This window comes from Bacteroidales bacterium (assembly GCA_031275285.1).
Lineage (GTDB): Bacteria > Bacteroidota > Bacteroidia > Bacteroidales > UBA4181 > JAIRLS01.
In genome coordinates, this window is the sequence record JAISOY010000004.1 from 1 (window position 1) to 19,345 (window position 19,345).

Genomic DNA, 19,345 nt, shown 5'->3' on the forward strand with positions numbered 1-19,345 from the left:
GCTCATAATAAATAGAAGCTCCATTGATTCCCGGATCTGAAAATGCGAGTTCAATTTCTCTCAAATAGTTGTCGTCACAGGTTGAATCCGCATCAAAACCTACAATGATGCCTTCAGCATAATCATAGGTATTAAAACGTGCTACTGCCTCATCCATTCCTGTTTTTCGGGCAAAACCCACACCGGCATTTTTTACAGGGAGATCGGGAATATAAATTATTTCAAAGATAAGATGCTCCGAATTATGTTGATCGGCCCAACAACGGGCTTCATGCAAGCTTTTTTCATTTTGTTGCCTTGCTTCGGAGGATGCATTTTCAGGATGGTTGATCACCACAATTACTTCCGTATTGGCTTCAGGTCGTTTGCACCTATATAATGATCCCAGCGATTCAAGCAGATTAGGTTCATTATAACATGGAATAATAACAATTATCCCCGGCTTCCGCTTTGAACCGGGGATAAACAACGAGGAAAAATGATTATGTTTAAGATACTCTTCAGCGAATGGCATCCGATTATTTGCTGTGATTACTGTTTTTCCATATTCCTGTCCTGACGGGGTCGAGCCATCGGACCTGCATGCATTGATTGGCGGGGAGAATCATTTTTGCGATCGAATTGTTTTCTATCCGGACCATGACCATGCATCATGCCTTTACCCCCTCCCTGGGCATCAAAGATGATACGCTGTTCCTCCGTCAGTAAATTCCGTATATTTTGACGGTCAGCTGCGTCGGCTTTCATATTCTTGGCTTGTAAAGCGGTTATTTCATCAATTGTTTTGTTGATCTCCTTCATATCTGCTTTATCAGCGGTCTGTAATACTTCCAGCCTCGCCTTTTTTTCTTTGATCTGATTCTGTATTTGTGTACGCTCTTTCATCCGTTCCATCCGGATCTTCTGCATTTCTTGCCGCTGTTCATCAGTCAGTTTTAATGGGGATGGAAAATTTTCAGCATTCCTTTCACGCCTTATTTCCTGTGGCTTGTCACTCCCATTCAATGATGTATTCGGCTGTGCCGACAAAGTAATCCCTGATACTGCAATGATGGCAACGGCCATCAATAATTTTATTTTCATGATTCAAATTTTTAATTCAATACTAATTTTACTTGTGTACACCAAGATTTATTAGTAAGACATAAAAATATCACAGGGGTTTAATATGACTGGATAAAAAACGCTGCTATAATGTATGACAAAATTACATTATTTTTCTGTACATCCAATAAAAACTGTATTTTCCTATAAAAATCGACCTGAGTGGAATATGGATTTCAAGGAGATGGTATTTCACCGGTTTTTCGATTTTTATTTTGTTGTCTCTTAATTTTAAGGTCCTGTTCTTTTTTCAATTCCTGTTCCATCTGTTCCTTTATAGCTATTTCGCAGGAATGAAGATCGGTCTTTACTGTATATGTTGCCCCGTTTTTGTCTTTACAGAATAATAGAAAAGGAATTTCCTTTGCTGCCACATCATTTCCCCCGTAACATTTTACCAGGAATTTCACATAAGGAGTAAACCGGCCGTGTGATACTCCAATGGAGTCATTATCAGAGTATGCCCTGTCGATAAATTGCTTGAAGGTAACCTTTTCGAGGCTTTTTGCCTCGAAGACAGTCCAGTATGTTGTGAAAAGGATAGGATTGCCTGTTGTTTTGTTTGTCCCGTACCCCAACCAATGACATTGGTCTGCAATGGTTTTTAAAGATAGGTTTTCCCCTTTTTGCAGTTGTTCGAATTGCTTTTTCCGTGCCTTTTTATCTTTTTCAGCAACTACATCTTCTTTTCCTTTTTTCAATTCGATCATCCAGAAGGTCCCTTTCGTCATACCGATGATATCAGTAAGTCCTTTATCCCATGATTCCTGAAAATTATTTATAGCAAAAAGATCGTCGCTATTTTTTAAAGCAAACATCAGATGAAGTTCACCTGATAGTTGGGATTCATACAGTCGCTTATAAGCGGTTCGACTTTCAACTTCTAGTTTCTCATTGGATTTCTGTAGTTCGGATATTTTCTCTTCCTCCTGTTTTTTCTCTTCTAAAAGGACTTCTGCATCGTTTTGTTTTTCCCTTAAATCATCGGTCAACGCTTTGATTTTTTCCTCTTTTTGTTCTATTTCTTGCGTTAATACCGACATAGAATTACGCTCTTTCCGGTAAATAAAGATGATAAATATCCCTATCAGAATAAAACAAATAGATACTAATAGAATAAATTTCCGGATATAGTCCTGATTTACTGCATCATTAATAAAGATATATATGGACAGTAAAGTTAATATACCAATGATCAATGTTATTGACCCGATCCAACCTAATAAGTTGGACGTTTTACATAAGTGTTTGATTTTTTTCATCATATAAAATTTTCGATGTAAATTAATTTCCCCCGGGCTTCAAGATGCCATATCTCGTAATAATACAAAATTTTTCTACATAAAACAATTTTTGTTTAAAAAATGTGCTTTTTTTGATGCCGCTCTCTGATGATTTCGCACTTTTGTAAAAAAACTCGTAGGTTTGTGAAGGATATGATACATCACTTTTATGAACATAAACCCATACAATTTACTCGTCATACTTGGTCCTACGGCAGGTGGGAAGACTTCTGTAGCAACCCATTGGGCCTTTCATCATGACGGGGAAGTCATCAGCGCGGATTCACGCCAGGTGTACCGGGATATGAATATTGGAACCGGTAAGGACTACGAAGATTATATGGTAAACGGATGCGAAATACCCTATCATTGTATCGATGTGGTTGATCCCGGTTATCAGTATAACGTATATGAGTATCAGAAAGATTTTTTAAAAGCATTTGATGCTGTAGTAAATAGTGGAAAAACACCTGTTCTCTGTGGTGGATCAGGGTTATATATTGAAGCAGCCATACAGGGCTACAGGCTCATCCAGGTGCCTGTTGATAATGCCTATAGAGAGGAATTGGAAAATAAATCGGATCAGGAACTGGAACAAATCCTTGCCGGATTGAGGACATTACATAACAGGTCAGATACTGATACTAGAAAACGTATGATACGTGCCATTGAAATTGCCCGTTATCAAAAACAATATCCTGATGAGACGAATGATTATCCGGATATACGGCCATTGTTGATAGGAGTCAAATATGACAGGGAGTCGAGGAGAAAACGTATTACCGAACGTCTGAAGCAGCGGTTGGACCAGGGAATGGTCGGGGAAGTCCAGTCGTTGCTGGATAAAGGTTTGACCCATGATCAATTGGAATATTATGGGCTGGAATACAAGTATCTATCGAAATACTTGTCAGGAACGCTTTCTTATGAACAGATGTTCGAACAACTCAATACAGCCATTCATCAGTTCGCAAAACGACAAATGACATGGTTCAGGCGTATGGAGCGTAATGGCAATAAAATATGGTGGCTGGATGGCCATGCATCTATGGAGCAGAAAATGGAGCGTATATCACAGATCATCCGGAAAAATGCAGGTCAATCATGATAGCTTTCTTTACGGATGCATTTTGTTTTTTAAGGACGCTTACATTAGCTAAGATAGGCAATATCTTAAAAATAAACTTATCTTATTGGGTTTCTATTCTTTTTAGACAAGTCATTTTATGGGGAAAGCCCTATTCGATATCAATTGAGCCTGTAAATTTTTGTAATCTTGCATGTCCCGAATGTCCTGCAGGAAACGTTAAGTTGACCCGTACCCTACAAAGCATTGACAATGCAACCTATGAAAAGATATTGAAAGAAGCATCTTATCTGACATATTTGATGTTGTATTTTCAGGGAGAGCCTTATCTGCACCGGAATTTATTCGGATTGATCCGGATGGCGTTCCAAAGAGGAATATATACAGCCATATCTACCAATGCCCAGTTGTTGAATGATGATTATGCAGAGAAGACAGTCCGTTCCGGACTACAACGAATCATTATTTCTATGGATGGCATTACTCAGGAAGCTTATGAAAAATACCGGCATAAAGGAGATCTGGATAAAGTACTGGAAGGGATCCAACGGATCAGGGAATGGAGAAAAGAACTTAAGAGCAAAACCCCTTATATTGTAGTTCAGTTCATTGTATTCAAAACCAACCAGCATCAGTTAAACAAGGTACGTTCATTTGCTTTGGCAGCGGGTGCGGATAAAGTAGAAATAAAAACAGCCCAGCTATATGATTTCGAATTTGGTCATCCGCTCATGACTGACATTAAAGCTTATTCGCGTTATAAAAAAGGAGATGATAACAGATACGTAATCAAAAGCCGGTTGTCTAACCGTTGCTTTCGTCTATGGAATGGCTGTGTGATCACTGTTTCCGGAGATGTGGTTCCCTGTTGTTTTGATAAAGATGCGGATCATGTAATGGGTAATGTGAATGAACAATCGTTCCATAACATATGGAAAGGCCGGAAGTATTTTGAATTCAGAAAAATGATTCTGGCAAACAGGAAAAAATGTAATATCTGTAATAACTGTACCGAAACCTAACTATTTTCTTTATCACTTAGCTCGATCCACCGATCAGTTTTGGCGTCTATTTCAGAAAGAATATCTCCCATCCTGGAAGATGCTTTTAGCATTTCATCATGTCCGGCAGACCCTGAACCGAGTAGTTGTTCAATCTCTGATTTTTCTGTTTCAAGGGAAGATAGTAAGACCTCCAACTCTTCCAGTTCTTTTTTTTCTTTATAGGATAATTTTACTTTATTTGCCTTTGTCTCAATTTTTTGTTCTCTGTGTTTTGATGCGTTTGCATTTCTGGCTTCGCCTTTTTCCTGTTCCTGCCGGGAAAAACGGTATTCGGTATAATTGCCTGTAAAATCTTTGATTTTTCCGTTCCCTTCGAATATAAATATGTGGTCCACCAGTTTATCCATAAAATATCGGTCGTGTGATACGATGATCAAACATCCGCTGAACGATTTCAGATAGTTTTCCAGGACATTGAGTGTAACAATATCCAGGTCATTCGTCGGCTCGTCTAATATTAGGAAATTAGGGTTTTGTATGAGTATGGTAGCCAGATATAAACGTCGTTTTTCACCACCGCTCAGTTTCTCCACCATTACATATTGCATATCAGGTGGGAATAAGAATTCTGTGAGGAATTGTGATGCAGATATCTGCCTTCCGTCACTCATAGTTACTGTTTCGGCAATATCTTTAATAATTTCTATCACACGCTGGCCCGGGTTAAAATCGATACCCGTTTGTGTATAATAACCATATACCACTGTTTCACCTGTTTCTATTATTCCGGAATCGATAGGTTCTTTACCTGTGATCATATTCAGGAAAGTAGTCTTTCCCGTTCCGTTATCACCAATAATACCTATTTTTTCATTTCTTGAAAATGTATAGGAAAAATCATCCAGGATAATGGTGTTGCCGAATTGTTTTTTTATGCTGCTTAAAATCAGTATCTTACTTCCTAGCCGGGCACTCTGGACATTTAATTCCAGGTTTTTCTCTTCATTTCTCTGATGGGCTTTGGTTTTTATTTCATCGAAAGCTTCAACCCGGTATTTGGCTTTTGTCCCCCGGGCTTTAGGCATACGGCGGATCCATTCCAATTCAGTACGGTACAAGTTCCTGGCTTTTTCTGTCTCAGACTGTTGTAATGCTATCCGTTCAGCACGTTTTTCCAGATAATGACTGTAATTTCCTTTATATCTGAAGATACCCGTTTTATCCAATTCAATGATCTCATTACATACCCGGTCTAAAAAATAACGGTCATGGGTAACCATCAGGAATGCACTGCTGGTTTTACGGAGATACTCTTCCAGCCACTCGACCATATCCAGATCAAGGTGGTTGGTGGGTTCGTCCAGAAGGAGTAGTTCCGGCTCATTGATCAGAAGATTAGCCAGTGCTAGCCGTTTTTTTTGTCCGCCGGATAATTGTTGTACCGGTTGTTCCAGCCAATCAATCCTTAACTGTCCGAGTATTTGTTTGATACGCGCTTCATAATCCCAGGCATTTAAATGATCCATTTGTTCCATGCAACGTTCCAGGACGTTTTTATCCCCGGAATGTAATGCCTGTTCATAATCCGAAATGACCCGGACCATTTCGCTGGAAGAATTGAATACGGCCTGGAAAGAGGTTAATTCAGGTGCAAAGTCAGGATTCTGTTCCAGATAACCGATCCGTATGTCCGGCAAATAAGTAATGGATCCGGCACTAGGGGTGTCTTTTCCTGCTATGATATTCAGCAGGGATGTTTTCCCGGCTCCGTTACGTGCGATCAATGCCATACGCGAATCGGAATTGATATGGAGGGTCACATTGTTGAATAATTCAATATCCCCATATGATTTGGCTAATTGTTCTATCTGTAAATAGCTCATGCATGTATTTATCTGGTTGAACTGACAAAAATACATAATCGGTCAGAAATAATCCTTTTTTGGTATATTATATCTGTATTATCCCGGATTTCATGAAATTATACAAAAGATTGCTTCATCTGTTTTTTTCACTCATCAAAAACATCTATCTTTGCGTTATAGTATTATATTCTCCATGGAGATGTCATCTGAAATGCCGGTTTCTTCGACACGAATATCCATGACAGCGGGAGCAGTTATTGGATTATTGATGGTATTGATACAAGTGAACTTGTTGATAAATTTACTTGTTTTCACAGGAGGTATTTATTATACAGTAAGATTGTACCGAAAAAAAAGAGCCGGAGATGTTGTTTATAGTCAGTTATTAACAACAGGGATCCAGACCGCATTTTTTACTTCCGTCATTCTTGCATTTGTAATATATTTGGTTGCAAAGGTTATAGATCCGTCTGTTATGGCTGTTTTTGTTGATATGATCGAACAAACATTACGATCCTCAGAAACCCCGTCGGAAATACTTTCGGTAAGTATGGAGCAGATTCGCGAACAAATTTCTCCGGAACTTTTAGCTGTTGCAACCATCATACAATATACGTTAATTGGTAGTGTTATTGCGGCTATATGCGGATTTATCCTGAGAAATCCGGTACAGTTTGATAACCAACATAGTAAATCTTAACCCTATATATGGATCTTTCTATAGTTATCCCATTGTTTAATGAAGCTGAATCTATTCCTGAACTTGTTTCATGGATAGAACAAGTGGTGGATAAGCAAAAATATAGCTATGAGATCATTTTAGTGGATGATGGGAGTAAAGACGATTCATGGTTGAGGATAGAGGAAATGGCGCTTAAGAATCCTTCCATACATGCCATTCAGTTACGCTGTAACTATGGTAAGTCAGCTGCTTTATTTTGTGGATTTAAACGTGCTTCCGGAAAAGTAGTGATCACCATGGATGCCGACTTGCAGGATAGTCCGGATGAAATTCCGGAACTATACCGTATGATTACCGAAGAAAAGTATGATCTGGTTTCGGGGTGGAAAAAAAAGCGGTATGATGGTAAATTTACGAAGAGGATACCCTCCAGGATCTATAATGCTACAGCGCGTCGGATGACGGGGATAAAGCTTCATGATATGAATTGCGGATTAAAATCCTATCGTAATGAAGTAGTGAAAAGTATTGAAGTGTACGGGGAAATGCATCGATATATCCCTGTATTGGCAGCTAAAGCTGGTTTTACCGTAATCGGGGAAAAGGTAGTTGAACACAGGCCGAGGAAATATGGAGTGAGTAAATTCGGGTGGAACCGTTTTATGAATGGTTTTTTAGATTTGATCAGTATACTTTTCGTGTCCCGTTTCGGCAAAAAACCGATGCATCTTTTTGGGTTATTGGGTACACTGATGTTTATTGTGGGGTTGCTTTCAGCAATTTGGTTGGGGGCACAAAAGCTATATTTTGTATATCATGGGATCAGGGCCGGGCTTGTGACCAATAGTCCGTATTTTTATCTGGCTTTGACAGCAATGATCCTGGGAACTCAATTATTTCTTGCCGGTTTCCTGGGTGAAATGATTTCCAGGGCATCTGTTGACAGGAATGCCTATCAGATAAAAAACGAATTTTAGTATTGGGGAATAAACACTTCGATCAATTGTTTGTGAAAGATACTTTGTGATATAAATGGATAGTTGGAAATGAAGATTCATATTCTTTTTATTATTGTTTGCTTATTTCCGGGTATTGTATTGAATGGCCAGACAGATGCTTCTATAAAGGCTGGTAGGAAAGCCGCGGCCGAAGCCGGGCTTGGACACTACAGGAAGTTCTCTCCTCACGACAGCATCCGTTGGATATTTGGAGGAGATGCTAGTTTAGCATTCAAGGCAACCTCCTTAACAAACTGGAGGCCGGGAGGAGAAGACCAGTTGGCTATTGCATCCGCGCTTAACGTATATGCCAATTATAAAAAAGGAAAGAGGACAGTTGAGAATTATGGTATATTCGGATATGGTCTGGTGATAAACGGAGAGAGAAAAGCAGTCAAAAATGATGACAGGTTACATCTTGTGTCAAAAGTAGGGCATCAAATAGCCAAAAAATGGTATTATGCAGCCTCTTTTTTGGCAAGGACACAGTTTACATCTGGGTATAAATATTCTGCAAATGATACGATCAGGATCAGTGACTTTCTGGCCCCGATCAATATGTTTCTTTCTGTGGGGATCGACTATCGTCCCAATAATAATTTTTCGGCAGTATTATCTCCATTAATGGGGAAAGCTACTTTTTCCAGGTCGGATAATCTGGTTGTCCTATCCAATGCAGGTTTGGTGAAAACCGTTAAGAATGCGGAAGGTAAGGATGAGCAGGTACCGCAAAATTCCCGGTATGAATTGGGAGGGGGTCTGACTATGACCTTGAATGGAAATATATGGAAGAACAAGATTAAATTCAATTCTTCTTTGGATTTGTTTTCTAACTATGCATTAAAGCCGCAAAATATCGATGTGGTCCTTTGGTTCACCATAAAATACCAGATATATAAAAATATATCTGCTGACCTGCGTTTTGATCTGATGTATGATGACGATCAAAAATCAACAGATGATGAAGGAAAACAGCGCGGTCCGAAAGTCCAGACGAAAAACTTTTTGGGAGTAGGGGTATTTTATCAATTTTGATTAATTTTGTTAGCTTATCTGATACCTAGCAAACAGATGTTTTTGTTACTGAAACATATTAAATCTTCATCGATCCTTTTCCGGGTGTGTTTTCTATTGCTCTTACCTGTTTGCGGATATGGACATGTGCAGGCTCAGGTAATACCTTTTATCAATTATACGATGAAGGACGGTTTGGTGCAAAGCCAGGTTTCCGATATTTGCCAGGATAAGCAGGGTTATATCTGGTTTGCAACGGCAGGTGGCGTATCCCGTTTTGATGGAAGGGATTTTAAAAATTACACCGTATCTGAAGGGTTGCCGGTAAATACGGTGACTACATTACTGGTAGATGAGAAGTCCCGGATATGGATGGCTACTTCCGGAGGAGGATTGGCCATGTATGATGGAAAAATATTTCAGGTGTATACCACCAAAGAAGGGTTGGCTTCAAATTCCCTTGACAACAGGGACAGGAGCAGTCTTCTTTTGGAAGATTCAAAAGGAAATATCTGGTGTCGTACGGAAGAGGGTGTTTCTGTAGTCAGTGAAGATTCCATTACAACGTATAATACAAGTAATGGGCTGGTAAATAATTCGATTACTTGCTTTATTGAAGATAAAGACGGAAGGGTTATATGCGGTACGGAAAATATGGTTTCCGTGATTGATGATGGCAAAATACAGAATTTTACTATTGATGAGGGAAATGAGGATTTTGGATGGGTGTTGGATATTATTAAAGACAGTACCGGGGAGATATGGATTATCGGACGGGACCAAATGATCCGATTTTCGAATGGTGAATTTACTTTTTTATCATCGTTACCGGCAAAGGATTATATTGTCGCTGGTTTTGATTTACAGGACAGGATATGGCTGGCGACTTTGTCGGATGGCTTATTCTTATTAGAAGGAGAAAATACACGTCAGGTGGCGAAATTAGATGATCAGGTTCTTAAAATATTGGAAGACTCCAGGAATAATATCTGGTTGTTGACTCCCAATAATGGGATTTATAAATACAAGGATAATATGTTTTATCATTATGACAAAACATCAGGCCTGGTGGCAGATCAGACCGTCTGCGTCTTTGAAGATACCGAAGGAAATATCTGGATCGGTACCAACAATGGTATATCCATGTATGGTAAAGTAATTTTTGAAACGTTTCTTCCTGAAGAACATGTGATATCGATATCCTCGGATAAAACTGGAAATGTCTGGGGGGGATTACAAAATAAAGGATTGGTTAGGCTTAAAGGACAGGAATTGAGTTTTTTTGAATCAAATGATAAAGACAACAGGCCTGGCACCAATAACATTTTATGTATTGAACCCATAGAAAATCAACTCTTGTTGGGTGCCCGGTCCGAAGGAATGGGGCATTTTATTAATAACAAAATTAAGTTCGATATTCCGCCTAGGCTTTCTCTTATTGATATTTATTCCATTATTGCCATATCGGAAAATGAATACTGGGTAGCTACTTCAACAAAAGGTCTGGGACATATTGTAGGGGAAGAAGTAACCTATTATGCTACTGATACTTTAGGATTAGCGGATGATTTTGTGAAATTCCTGGAAAGGGATAGTAAGGGCCGGATATGGTGCGGCACAGCCCTGGGTTTGTCTGTTTTTGATGGTGAGAAGTTTACAACCTATACTACTGCACATGGATTACCTAATAATTCATGTACAGATATTGCTATAGATAAATACGGATCTATATGGCTGGGGACGGAAGATGGGTTGTGCAAAATTACCGAGACGGCAGATGATCAATTCAGTTTCCGGACATTTACCACCAGGGACGGCTTGACGGATAATTCCATCACGGTAGTACACTCCGATAACAGTGAAACACTTTGGGTGGCTTATAATGGAGGATTGAATGCCATGGATTTAAAAACCAACCACATTAGGAATTATGGGCTGCATGATGGTTTTTCTTCGATTGATTGTTATTATGGGGCAGCGGCTACCGATATTTTTGATAATGTCTGGTTTGGAACGATAGCAGGCCTTGTGAAATATTCCCCCCGGGAAGACCGTAAACGGGATACTCCTCCACGTACCTATATTACCGGGATTAGCCTGACTGACGGGACGGATATATGGCAGTTTGCAGATACTATATCTTCATCCGGTTTGCCTGAAAACTTATCTCTTCCCTATAACAAAAATGGGGTTCGTATTGATTGGATCGGTATCCATTTTACCATTCCTGCCAAAAATAAGTACCGTTATATTTTGGAAGGATATGAAAAAAACTGGCATGAAGGAAGTTCCGAAACATTCCGTGATTATCAGCTTTCACACGGGAAACGTTATACCTTCAAGGTGGTGGCATGTAACAATGACGGTGTCTGGAATCCAGAACCTGTCACCTATTCGTTTTATGTTCGCCCTCCCTGGTGGGCAACCACTGTCGCCTATATTATTTATGCTGTAATTTTATTCGTTTTGATCTATCTGTATGTGAAATGGCGTGAACGTGCATTGATAGAAAAAAATAGACAACTGGAAGAGAAAGTAACAGAAAGGACCATTGAAATTGAGCGTCAGAAACAAAATATTCTTGAAATTAATACTGCTTTGGAAGCTTATCAGGAAGAGCTGATCATTCAAAGGGATATGGCAGCCGAGCAACGTGACCAGATTGCGGAACAAAGACAGGAGATCATGGATAGCATCCATTATGCCAAGCGGATACAAAATGCCATTATGCCGAGTATGGGTACCTTGGAAAGAATACTTTCGGATTACTTTTTGTTTTTCCGTCCGAGGGATGTCGTAAGTGGTGACTTTTACTGGGCAGCGAAACACGGGAATAAATCAGTGGTAGTGGCTGCCGATTGTACGGGACATGGGGTTCCCGGTGCGTTGATGAGCATGTTGGGAATATCGATCCTTAATGAGATTGTCCTTAAGCAGGAGGTAGATAAAGCCTCGGAAATACTGGATGAGTTACGTGTTAATCTGAAGTTGTTATTGTCCCAAACCGGAGCTATCGGTGAGCAAAAAGATGGAATGGATGTTGCATTGTGTATTATTGATTATGATACTATGACATTACAATATGCCGGCGCTTATAATTCATTATATCTGGTGAGAAGAGGAGAGTTAATAGAATATAAAGCGGATAAAATGCCTGTCGGTATCCATATCGGGGCCGAAACTCATTTCAGTAATCATATGATCCCGTTGGAAGATCAGGATATGTTATACATATTCTCGGACGGATATGTAGATCAGTTCGGAGGAGCAAATGATAGTAAGTTCAAGACCAAACCATTCAAGCAATTGCTGGTTAATTTGTCAGCATTGAGAACAGACCTGCAAAAAGATAAGTTAAGTAGTATTCATGATGAATGGAAGGGTGAAAATGCACAGGTAGACGATATCCTTGTGATCGGAATAAGAGTTAATGCGTGATTTTTAGGATAATAATATAACCGAATAAATGATAAAGAATGGAAATTAAAGGAAAACTGGTTGAAAAATTAATGCCTCAGACGGGGCAGGGTAAGAATGGAGAGTGGAAAAAGCAGGATATTATTATCGAAACGGAAGGAACCTATCCTAAAAAAGTATGTATTACCATATGGGGCGATAAAGTGGATGTCGCATCGTTGGTCGAAGGGAGTATGTTGAATGTTTCATTTGATATCGAAAGTCGTGAATTTAACGGGAAATGGTATACAAATGTTACAGGCTGGAAAGTAGATCCTGTTAACCTGAACCAAAACTCTTCCGAACTGCCTCCGTTGGAAATGTATCAGAACGATCCTATTTCACCGGAAGGGGAAAACGTTGATGACCTGCCCTTTTGATTTGTAGACACTAAAATTTGATGTTGTACGAGATATAGTAATTTAATCCTAAAGAGAAACCATCAGCGCCATTGCCGTATCCTGGGATTACATACGCATTGGAATATTTGCCTTTCGGAGAGGCTATCCTGAATTTTCCCCTGAAAATCAACCCTATATAGAAGTTTTTCAGGACTTCAGCTTTCACACCCATCAATAACTCGATCCAATGCGCATTCATGCTGGTTTTGGAAATACTTTGCGATGAGGCATCGGGCCAGTAATAACCCGGGACAGTGATGTCATCAGCTTTATGAGAGAAGAAAGACATACCGTAACGGAATCCGGCATAAAATAAATCATTGCTGAATGGGCGGCGTGATTTTAAGAGGTTATAATCAATTCCCAGTTTTCCGTAGAGCCCGTTCAGTTGATAGTGATAAGTGTCACGGTCAAGGTCGACATCCAGCCAACCGACTTCTGCTACGCCGAAGATATTCTTCCAAATGAACTTATCAACACTAACTTCAAATCCAACCCGTTCTTTATCATATATGAAGGGAAAGGCTAATTTAGCCAGATCAATTCCGATCCTGATCCCTTTCATTTCGTTGATCGGGTAGCGGGTGGTATCTTGGCCGTTACACAATAACGGAAGAGATAATGCAAGGCTAATAATAAATCCTGATATTTTCTTCATTGATAACATCTGGTCGATAACTCACAGGTCCTACAGTGGGATTGGTTATTTCTATTTTTTTTATGGAATTGAATATTGTATTGGGATCGATTTCTATGGATGAATAGTTGACACATCCGCATTCTGAGGAAACAAAGCCTGTATGACGGGTATAAGATATAATGATAGTGTCGGTAATTGTGTCGTTTGTAAAGATATATTTTGTAAGATCTGCTCCGGGGTTCAGTGGACAAAGCACTGTTTTTGCCGTTACTTCTCTGTATAAAACACTGTCCGTATCCAAACCCTGCACAGTTAGCTTTTCTACTTCCAGGACGGAGTCCGTATCTGCTATGTAAAAATTAACCACCATGGCCGTTCTGTTCGATTCTTCACAAAATTCATCACAAGAACAGGTTAGACCTATCATCAGCGAAATGGTTCCCCATATCCATAATTTAACCAATTGAGCCCGTTTCATTATAATGACTTTATCAAACCACAAAGTTACATAAATTCGCATGGATAATCGGTTATTTTTTGCAAAAGAGTTTTCTCAGGATGTAAGAATGATGAAAAACTTTCGCATTCAGGGAATAACAATAATGTCCGATTCCTTTTTAAATGACCTCAGATATACATTTTTTCCATCAAAGACAGCATAGGTATAGCTTTTCATCCATTCACCGGTATTTATATAACGGCTATTTTCATTGAGCCGGATATCCATAGCCAGGTGCCTGTGTCCGAAAATAAAAAAATCGTAATGTTTCTGGTTTAATTGTTCCAGGCAATAAATAGCGATCTCTTCTTTTTCTATACCATCAAATTTTTCATATATGCCATGTTTTGCACGGTTTCTCTTAGACCAGTTAATGCCGAATGATATGGCCCAATATGGATGAATACAAGCAAACAGTTTTCTAAGGAACTTATTTTTGAACATATTTGCCAGGGTTTTTTCACCAAAACTTACCGGACCTGTATTATGTCCATGCCCTAATAGAAAAGACAGATTATTTATTTCGAATCCGGTAATCTTCCTATGCATAATGACTCCCGTTTCTATGGATAAGTAATCCAATACCCACAGGTCGTGATTTCCCGTAAAAAAATGTATTTCGATCCCTGCTTCGGTCAGATCCTTTAATTTTCCAAATAGGTGGCTAAAACCACGAGGTATAACATAACGGTATTCAAACCAGAAATCGAAAATATCACCCAGCAGGAAGATGATCTGAGCATCTGTTTTGATTTTATCCAGCCACTGAACAAAATCCTTTTCCCTTTGTGCGCTGTCCTCATCAGGAAGCATCCTTAGATGGAGGTCAGATGCAAAATATACCTTTTTATTCTGTTGTAGAGAAAATTTCACCCAAATATCTGTCTAAGACGTCGCCGCGTAATTCTTTAGTAATAATAGATCCTTCTGTGTCGATAAGGAAATTAGCCGGGATAGTCTCAACTCCATAAGCTTTTACCGGTTCAGAATCCCAGAATTTGAGATCGCTGACATGGGTCCAGATCAGGCCATCTTCTTTAATGGCTTTTTCCCATGAAGCTTTTGACCTGTCGAGCGAAACCTGAAAAATTTCAAAACCCTTATCGTGGTACTTATTATATATGCGTAGCAGGTTGATGTTTTCCGTGCGACAAGGAGCACTCCATGAAGCCCAAAAATCTACCAGGACATATTTGCCTCTGAATGAGGATAACTTTTTAATTTGACCATTAGGTGAAGGCAAAGCTATTTCAGGAGCATCCTGTCCCAGCATGGACATCATTTTATTTAATTTCTTTATCCGGTATTGCTCATTCATCTCTAAGACGTTGGCATGAAGCATCTTTACATGTGGAATTTTAGGGTACTGTTTGTAAAAAACAGAATCAGCTTTCCGGAAATATTGTATATCGTCTTCATCATTGAATACATATAAATTAGGAGTAATCTGTTGGTATAAAGCATAGATGACCACCAATGAATTCGGGTTATTTTTGATGAATCGTATATTATATGCCCTTAAGCTGTCGATCTCTTTCATATAATGCCATTGGAATTGCCTTTGTATGTTTACATAGTTACGATTGTTCTCAAATAATTTAAGTGTTTTTTCCAATGAATCGGCAAAGAATGCTGTACGTTCTATTCTTTCACTCAATCGTTTGATGTCTTTCGAATCATCGCTTCCTTCCACATTATAAGTTAAATCTAAAAGACGCGTATCTCCGGTAATAAATATCTTGTCTTTGGGATGCGCCAGAAGACTGATCGTTTTGTTGTTTACAGTAAGTGAATAAAACGTCGGCTGACTTATTTTTTGTTTGAAAGAAAAGTTGCCATTCTCATCTAACCTGGTTGAGTCGGTTACCGTGCTTTGTTTATCTACGCCCAATTTGTGTAGATATATAGTTTCCTTTTGGGATTCGTTAAGTTTACCTTTTATATGTATGGGCTTTTCCTGACCACAGCCAATTAGCAAAAAAACCAGAAAACCAAGAATAGAAAATTTCTTCATGAATACATTCTAAAGTCAATCAATGATATCTGATGTACAATTAAATGAAGGTTATAGCACTCCTTATGAAGAAGATTTCCCCATCTATAACCAGTCCCGCACAAAAGTATAAGAATTAATTACAAAAACCGCACCAAAATAGCTAATTTAGACGATATTTTGAAAAACATCCTTCAAAACGGCAAATGATTTCATTTTTCCGAAATTATCCACATGTATCTCATAATAGGTAAGTAAGTATTCTGTAAAATAGTTCCTTTGGAGATGGTTCATTTTCATATGGGAAATATGGTTGAAGGAAGTCCCGAATAATTGTGCTAAAAGCTGGTTGTATTCAGGATCGGGTGATGATTTGGATGGGTAAATTGTAAAATTTCCTTTTTGAGCATCGAACCACGCATTTTCCGATAAATCATCCATATTCGGATAGAAGCCGAGATAGCGTGTATAGTGTATCATGAAGATCAGGTGAAAATTAGCGATCCCTTTATCAATCAGGTCAAGTGTTTGTATGGAATGAAGCAGGAATCCGAATAGCTCGTGGTAGGCTTCTTCTTCTCTCAGGGTTTTATAGAGTAATTCGGCTGTAAATAGGGCAATGCTATTTTTTACCGGATCAAAAAGAATATTGTGGAGCGGTTGTAATAACCGGACATTGGAAATACGTTGCATTTGCCGGTTGGAACGATAATGTATTTCTATTTCCAGCAGATGTAACGGCTGGAATAAAGCAGTGCGCATCGATGATTTTTTATTGTAGGCCCCCTTGATAAATACTGCCTGCCTGCCTAATTGTTCGGTGTACAGATGTACGATCAGGCTACTCTCACCATATCTCAGATGGCTCAGAACAATGGCTCGTGTATTGACAATCAATGCTTTTGAAAATTAAGGAATGATCGTTATACTTGTTTTTTGGAGAGCAATTTTTCAAACCATACCATTTGTTGTTCCGGAGTCATATCGCTATTATCAAGAACGATGGCATCGGAAGCTTGCCTGAGTGGATTTTCAGAACGGTTTTGATCCATATAGTCCCGTTTGGCTATATTGTGGCTGATCTCTTCCCAACTTGCAGGTATCCCTTTTTGCATCAGTTCATCATACCTGCGTTTAGTACGGACTTCAAGACGGGCTGTCATGAATATTTTGATATCTGCATCTGGAAAAACAGCTGTTCCAATATCACGCCCATCCATCACAATGGATTTGTTCTTCCCCATTTCCTGTTGCATAAAGACCAGTTTTTTGCGGACTTCCTTAATGGCGCTTACTTCACTTACCCTTTCGGAGATTTCAAGTGTGCGTATTTCCCGTTCCACACACCGGCCGTTTAAAAGTATTTCATTCTGGAGCGTCTCTTTATTTCTTTGGAAAGAAATGTGAATCTCATCCATCCGTTTGATCAGTTCCGGGATATTGACCTCATTGTCTACGATTAAACAGTTTTGCAGGACAAATAAAGTAACGGCACGATACATGGCACCGGTGTCGATATAGGTATAATTCAGTTTTTTGGCGATAGCTTTCGCAAAAGTACTCTTGCCGCATGAAGAAAAACCGTCAATGGCAATGGTGAGAGGTCGCATATTCTTCTTTTAAAATAATATAAAGGTTATATGTAAAGATAACATTTTAAATTATAAACTCCAAAACGGGGATCATCCCTGGTGATCTTTGAGAATGTTATCAGCAATATTGATGCCGTCAAGTGCTGCAGAAGTGATACCTCCGGCATACCCGCTGCCTTCGCCACACGGATACAGGCCTTTCAGCTGCGGATGTTGTAGTGTTATTGGATCCCGGGGGATACGTACGGGAGTGGAAGAACGTGATTCCACGCCGGCTACCAATGATTCGTGAGTAAGGAATCCTTTCATCTTCCGGTCAAATATTTTAAATGCTTCCTGCAGCCGTTGAGAGATTGGACCGGGTAACCAGGAATGCAAAGAAGATGATATGATTCCGGGAAGATAACTGCACGACGGAAGCGTTGTTGAATTTTTGCCGTTGATAAAATCGGTCGTTCTTTGGACGGGAGCAGTTTGTTGTCCTTTTCCGTTGATTGCTGCCAGTTGTTCCAGGTATTGCTGATAACGCAACCCGGCGAGAACACCATGCTGATCGTAATTTTTGAGATCTTCAGGGCGGATCTCCACTACTATTCCCGAATTGGCAAATGCCGTATGCCTTCGGGAAGAAGACATGCCGTTTACGACCTGTCCGTCCGGCGAGGTAGTCGAAGGTACCATAAAACCTCCGGGACACATACAGAAAGAATATACGCCCCGTCCGTTTACTTGTGCGGAGAGATGGTAAGCTGCTGCGGGTAAATATTCAATTTCAGGCGAATGATGATAGAATATTTCATTGATCAATGCCTGTGGGTGTTCGATTCTGATTCCCATGGCGAACGTCTTGGCCTCAAGGAGATAACCATTTCTGTAAAAAAACTCGTAAATATCTGATGCAGAATGTCCTGTTGCCAGAATAACCGCTTTTCCCCGGAATTTTTCCCCGGAAGCTGTTTCTATCCCTGCAACTCCTCCGTTTTCAATAATAAGGCCGGTCATTTTTTGTCCGAAGTGGAATTCTCCTCCGCACTGGAGGATGGTCTTCCGCATGTTTTTAATGACCAACGGCAGAACATCCGTACCGATATGCGGATGTGCATCTATCAGGATTTGTTCGCTGGCGCCGTGATGATGGAACAGTTGCAATACCCGGTTGACATCTCCACGTTTGTTGGACCGGGTAAAAAGCTTCCCATCGGAGAATGTTCCCGCTCCGCCTTCACCAAAACAATAATTTGATTCGGCATTTAATCCCTTCCCCCGGCATAAAACGGCAATATCGTGTTTTCTTTCACTTACTTCTTTTCCCCGTTCGATAATGACCGGTTTAATGCCCCTTTCTATCAGCCTGAATGCTGCGAACAATCCAGCGGGCCCTGATCCGATGACCAATACTTCCGAATGTGCGGAAACGTTCCGGAAGTTAAAATCATATTTTTGGGAAAGGATCGCTTCCCCATGCAGGTATATATTGATGGTGAGGATGATTTTGATTTGTCCTCGTTTACGGGCATCTATCGAACGTCGTACTATGTCGAAATGAAGAATATCACTGGTAGTATAACCGGTCTGGCGATAGATCGCCTTTTCCAATAAACCGGGAACAGCAGTTTCTTTGGGTGATACAGTTATTTGGATTGATGTGGGCATGGCCAGGCAATTAAGTACTCAGTGCTATTTATTGTTTTCTTAAGTTGCATTGATAAAATTGATTACGTTTATTA

At 39.7% G+C, this 19,345-nt stretch carries 18 protein-coding genes; 7 read left to right on the forward strand and 11 right to left on the reverse strand.

Going from position 1 to position 19,345, the window contains the following annotated elements:
* From LBQ60_00660 to LBQ60_00670, 3 genes are all read right to left on the reverse strand, one after another.
* A partial coding sequence (locus LBQ60_00660; protein MDR2036412.1) for a glycosyltransferase family 2 protein occupies positions 1-514 on the reverse strand: 514 nt, incomplete at its 3' end.
* A 17-nt stretch (positions 515-531) separates the two neighbouring features.
* Positions 532-1,083, reverse strand: coding sequence for a periplasmic heavy metal sensor (locus LBQ60_00665; GenBank protein ID MDR2036413.1), 552 nt, complete (start codon positions 1,081-1,083; stop codon positions 532-534).
* A gap of 197 nt (positions 1,084-1,280) precedes the next feature.
* Positions 1,281-2,366, reverse strand: a complete 1,086-nt coding sequence (locus LBQ60_00670) for a hypothetical protein (GenBank protein MDR2036414.1) — start codon at positions 2,364-2,366, stop codon at positions 1,281-1,283.
* A 196-nt stretch (positions 2,367-2,562) separates the two neighbouring features.
* On the opposite strand from LBQ60_00670, the gene miaA reads away from it, so the two are divergent.
* Positions 2,563-3,495 carry a tRNA (adenosine(37)-N6)-dimethylallyltransferase MiaA gene (miaA, locus tag LBQ60_00675; GenBank protein ID MDR2036415.1) on the forward strand — a complete coding sequence of 311 codons (933 nt, stop codon included), beginning with the start codon at positions 2,563-2,565 and terminating at the stop codon, positions 3,493-3,495.
* The gene (locus tag LBQ60_00680) at positions 3,492-4,496 is read left to right on the forward strand and encodes an SPASM domain-containing protein (GenBank protein ID MDR2036416.1); all 1,005 of its coding nucleotides are present in this window, start codon (positions 3,492-3,494) and stop codon (positions 4,494-4,496) included. The genes miaA and LBQ60_00680 overlap by 4 nt, the downstream gene beginning before the upstream one ends.
* Here the strand turns inward: LBQ60_00680 and LBQ60_00685 are convergent.
* On the reverse strand, positions 4,493-6,361 hold the full coding sequence (locus LBQ60_00685; GenBank protein MDR2036417.1) for an ATP-binding cassette domain-containing protein: 1,869 nt from the start codon (positions 6,359-6,361) through the stop codon (positions 4,493-4,495). The two genes, LBQ60_00680 and LBQ60_00685, sit on opposite strands and share 4 nt — an antisense overlap.
* A 151-nt stretch (positions 6,362-6,512) precedes the next feature.
* On the opposite strand from LBQ60_00685, the gene LBQ60_00690 reads away from it, so the two are divergent.
* From LBQ60_00690 to LBQ60_00710, 5 genes are all read left to right on the forward strand, one after another.
* Entirely contained in the window at positions 6,513-7,043 is a 531-nt protein-coding gene (locus LBQ60_00690; protein ID MDR2036418.1) for a DUF4199 domain-containing protein, read from the forward strand.
* 8 nt (positions 7,044-7,051) lie between these two features.
* A complete protein-coding gene (locus LBQ60_00695) occupies positions 7,052-8,002 on the forward strand; it encodes a glycosyltransferase family 2 protein (GenBank protein ID MDR2036419.1) in 951 nt (316 codons plus the stop codon).
* A gap of 69 nt (positions 8,003-8,071) precedes the next feature.
* Positions 8,072-9,058: a DUF3078 domain-containing protein gene (locus LBQ60_00700; protein ID MDR2036420.1), complete on the forward strand. Its 987-nt coding sequence runs from the start codon at positions 8,072-8,074 to the stop codon at positions 9,056-9,058.
* Between the two features lie 42 nt (positions 9,059-9,100).
* Entirely contained in the window at positions 9,101-12,475 is a 3,375-nt protein-coding gene (locus LBQ60_00705; GenBank protein ID MDR2036421.1) for a SpoIIE family protein phosphatase, read from the forward strand.
* Positions 12,476-12,513: 38 nt separating this feature from the next.
* On the forward strand, positions 12,514-12,873 hold the full coding sequence (locus LBQ60_00710; GenBank protein MDR2036422.1) for a DUF3127 domain-containing protein: 360 nt from the start codon (positions 12,514-12,516) through the stop codon (positions 12,871-12,873).
* A 10-nt stretch (positions 12,874-12,883) separates the two neighbouring features.
* Here LBQ60_00710 and LBQ60_00715 read toward each other — a convergent pair whose 3' ends face one another.
* The 7 genes from LBQ60_00715 to LBQ60_00745 all read right to left on the reverse strand — a co-directional run bounded on the left by LBQ60_00715 (position 12,884) and on the right by LBQ60_00745 (position 19,271).
* Entirely contained in the window at positions 12,884-13,552 is a 669-nt protein-coding gene (locus tag LBQ60_00715; GenBank protein MDR2036423.1) for a DUF6048 family protein, read from the reverse strand.
* Complete coding sequence (locus LBQ60_00720) at positions 13,524-14,012, reverse strand: hypothetical protein (protein MDR2036424.1); 489 nt, start codon at positions 14,010-14,012, stop codon at positions 13,524-13,526. The genes LBQ60_00715 and LBQ60_00720 overlap by 29 nt, the downstream gene beginning before the upstream one ends.
* 108 nt (positions 14,013-14,120) lie before the next feature.
* Entirely contained in the window at positions 14,121-14,906 is a 786-nt protein-coding gene (locus LBQ60_00725; protein ID MDR2036425.1) for a UDP-2,3-diacylglucosamine diphosphatase, read from the reverse strand.
* Positions 14,881-16,047 carry an AhpC/TSA family protein gene (locus LBQ60_00730; protein MDR2036426.1) on the reverse strand — a complete coding sequence of 389 codons (1,167 nt, stop codon included), beginning with the start codon at positions 16,045-16,047 and terminating at the stop codon, positions 14,881-14,883. Before LBQ60_00730 ends, LBQ60_00725 begins: the two co-directional genes overlap by 26 nt.
* A gap of 147 nt (positions 16,048-16,194) precedes the next feature.
* Positions 16,195-16,923: a DNA repair protein RecO gene (gene recO / locus LBQ60_00735; protein ID MDR2036427.1), complete on the reverse strand. Its 729-nt coding sequence runs from the start codon at positions 16,921-16,923 to the stop codon at positions 16,195-16,197.
* Positions 16,924-16,949: 26 nt separating this feature from the next.
* On the reverse strand, positions 16,950-17,636 hold the full coding sequence (gene cmk / locus LBQ60_00740; GenBank protein ID MDR2036428.1) for a (d)CMP kinase: 687 nt from the start codon (positions 17,634-17,636) through the stop codon (positions 16,950-16,952).
* 72 nt (positions 17,637-17,708) lie between these two features.
* A complete protein-coding gene (locus tag LBQ60_00745; GenBank protein ID MDR2036429.1) occupies positions 17,709-19,271 on the reverse strand; it encodes an FAD-binding protein in 1,563 nt (520 codons plus the stop codon).
* Positions 19,272-19,345 lie beyond the last annotated feature (74 nt).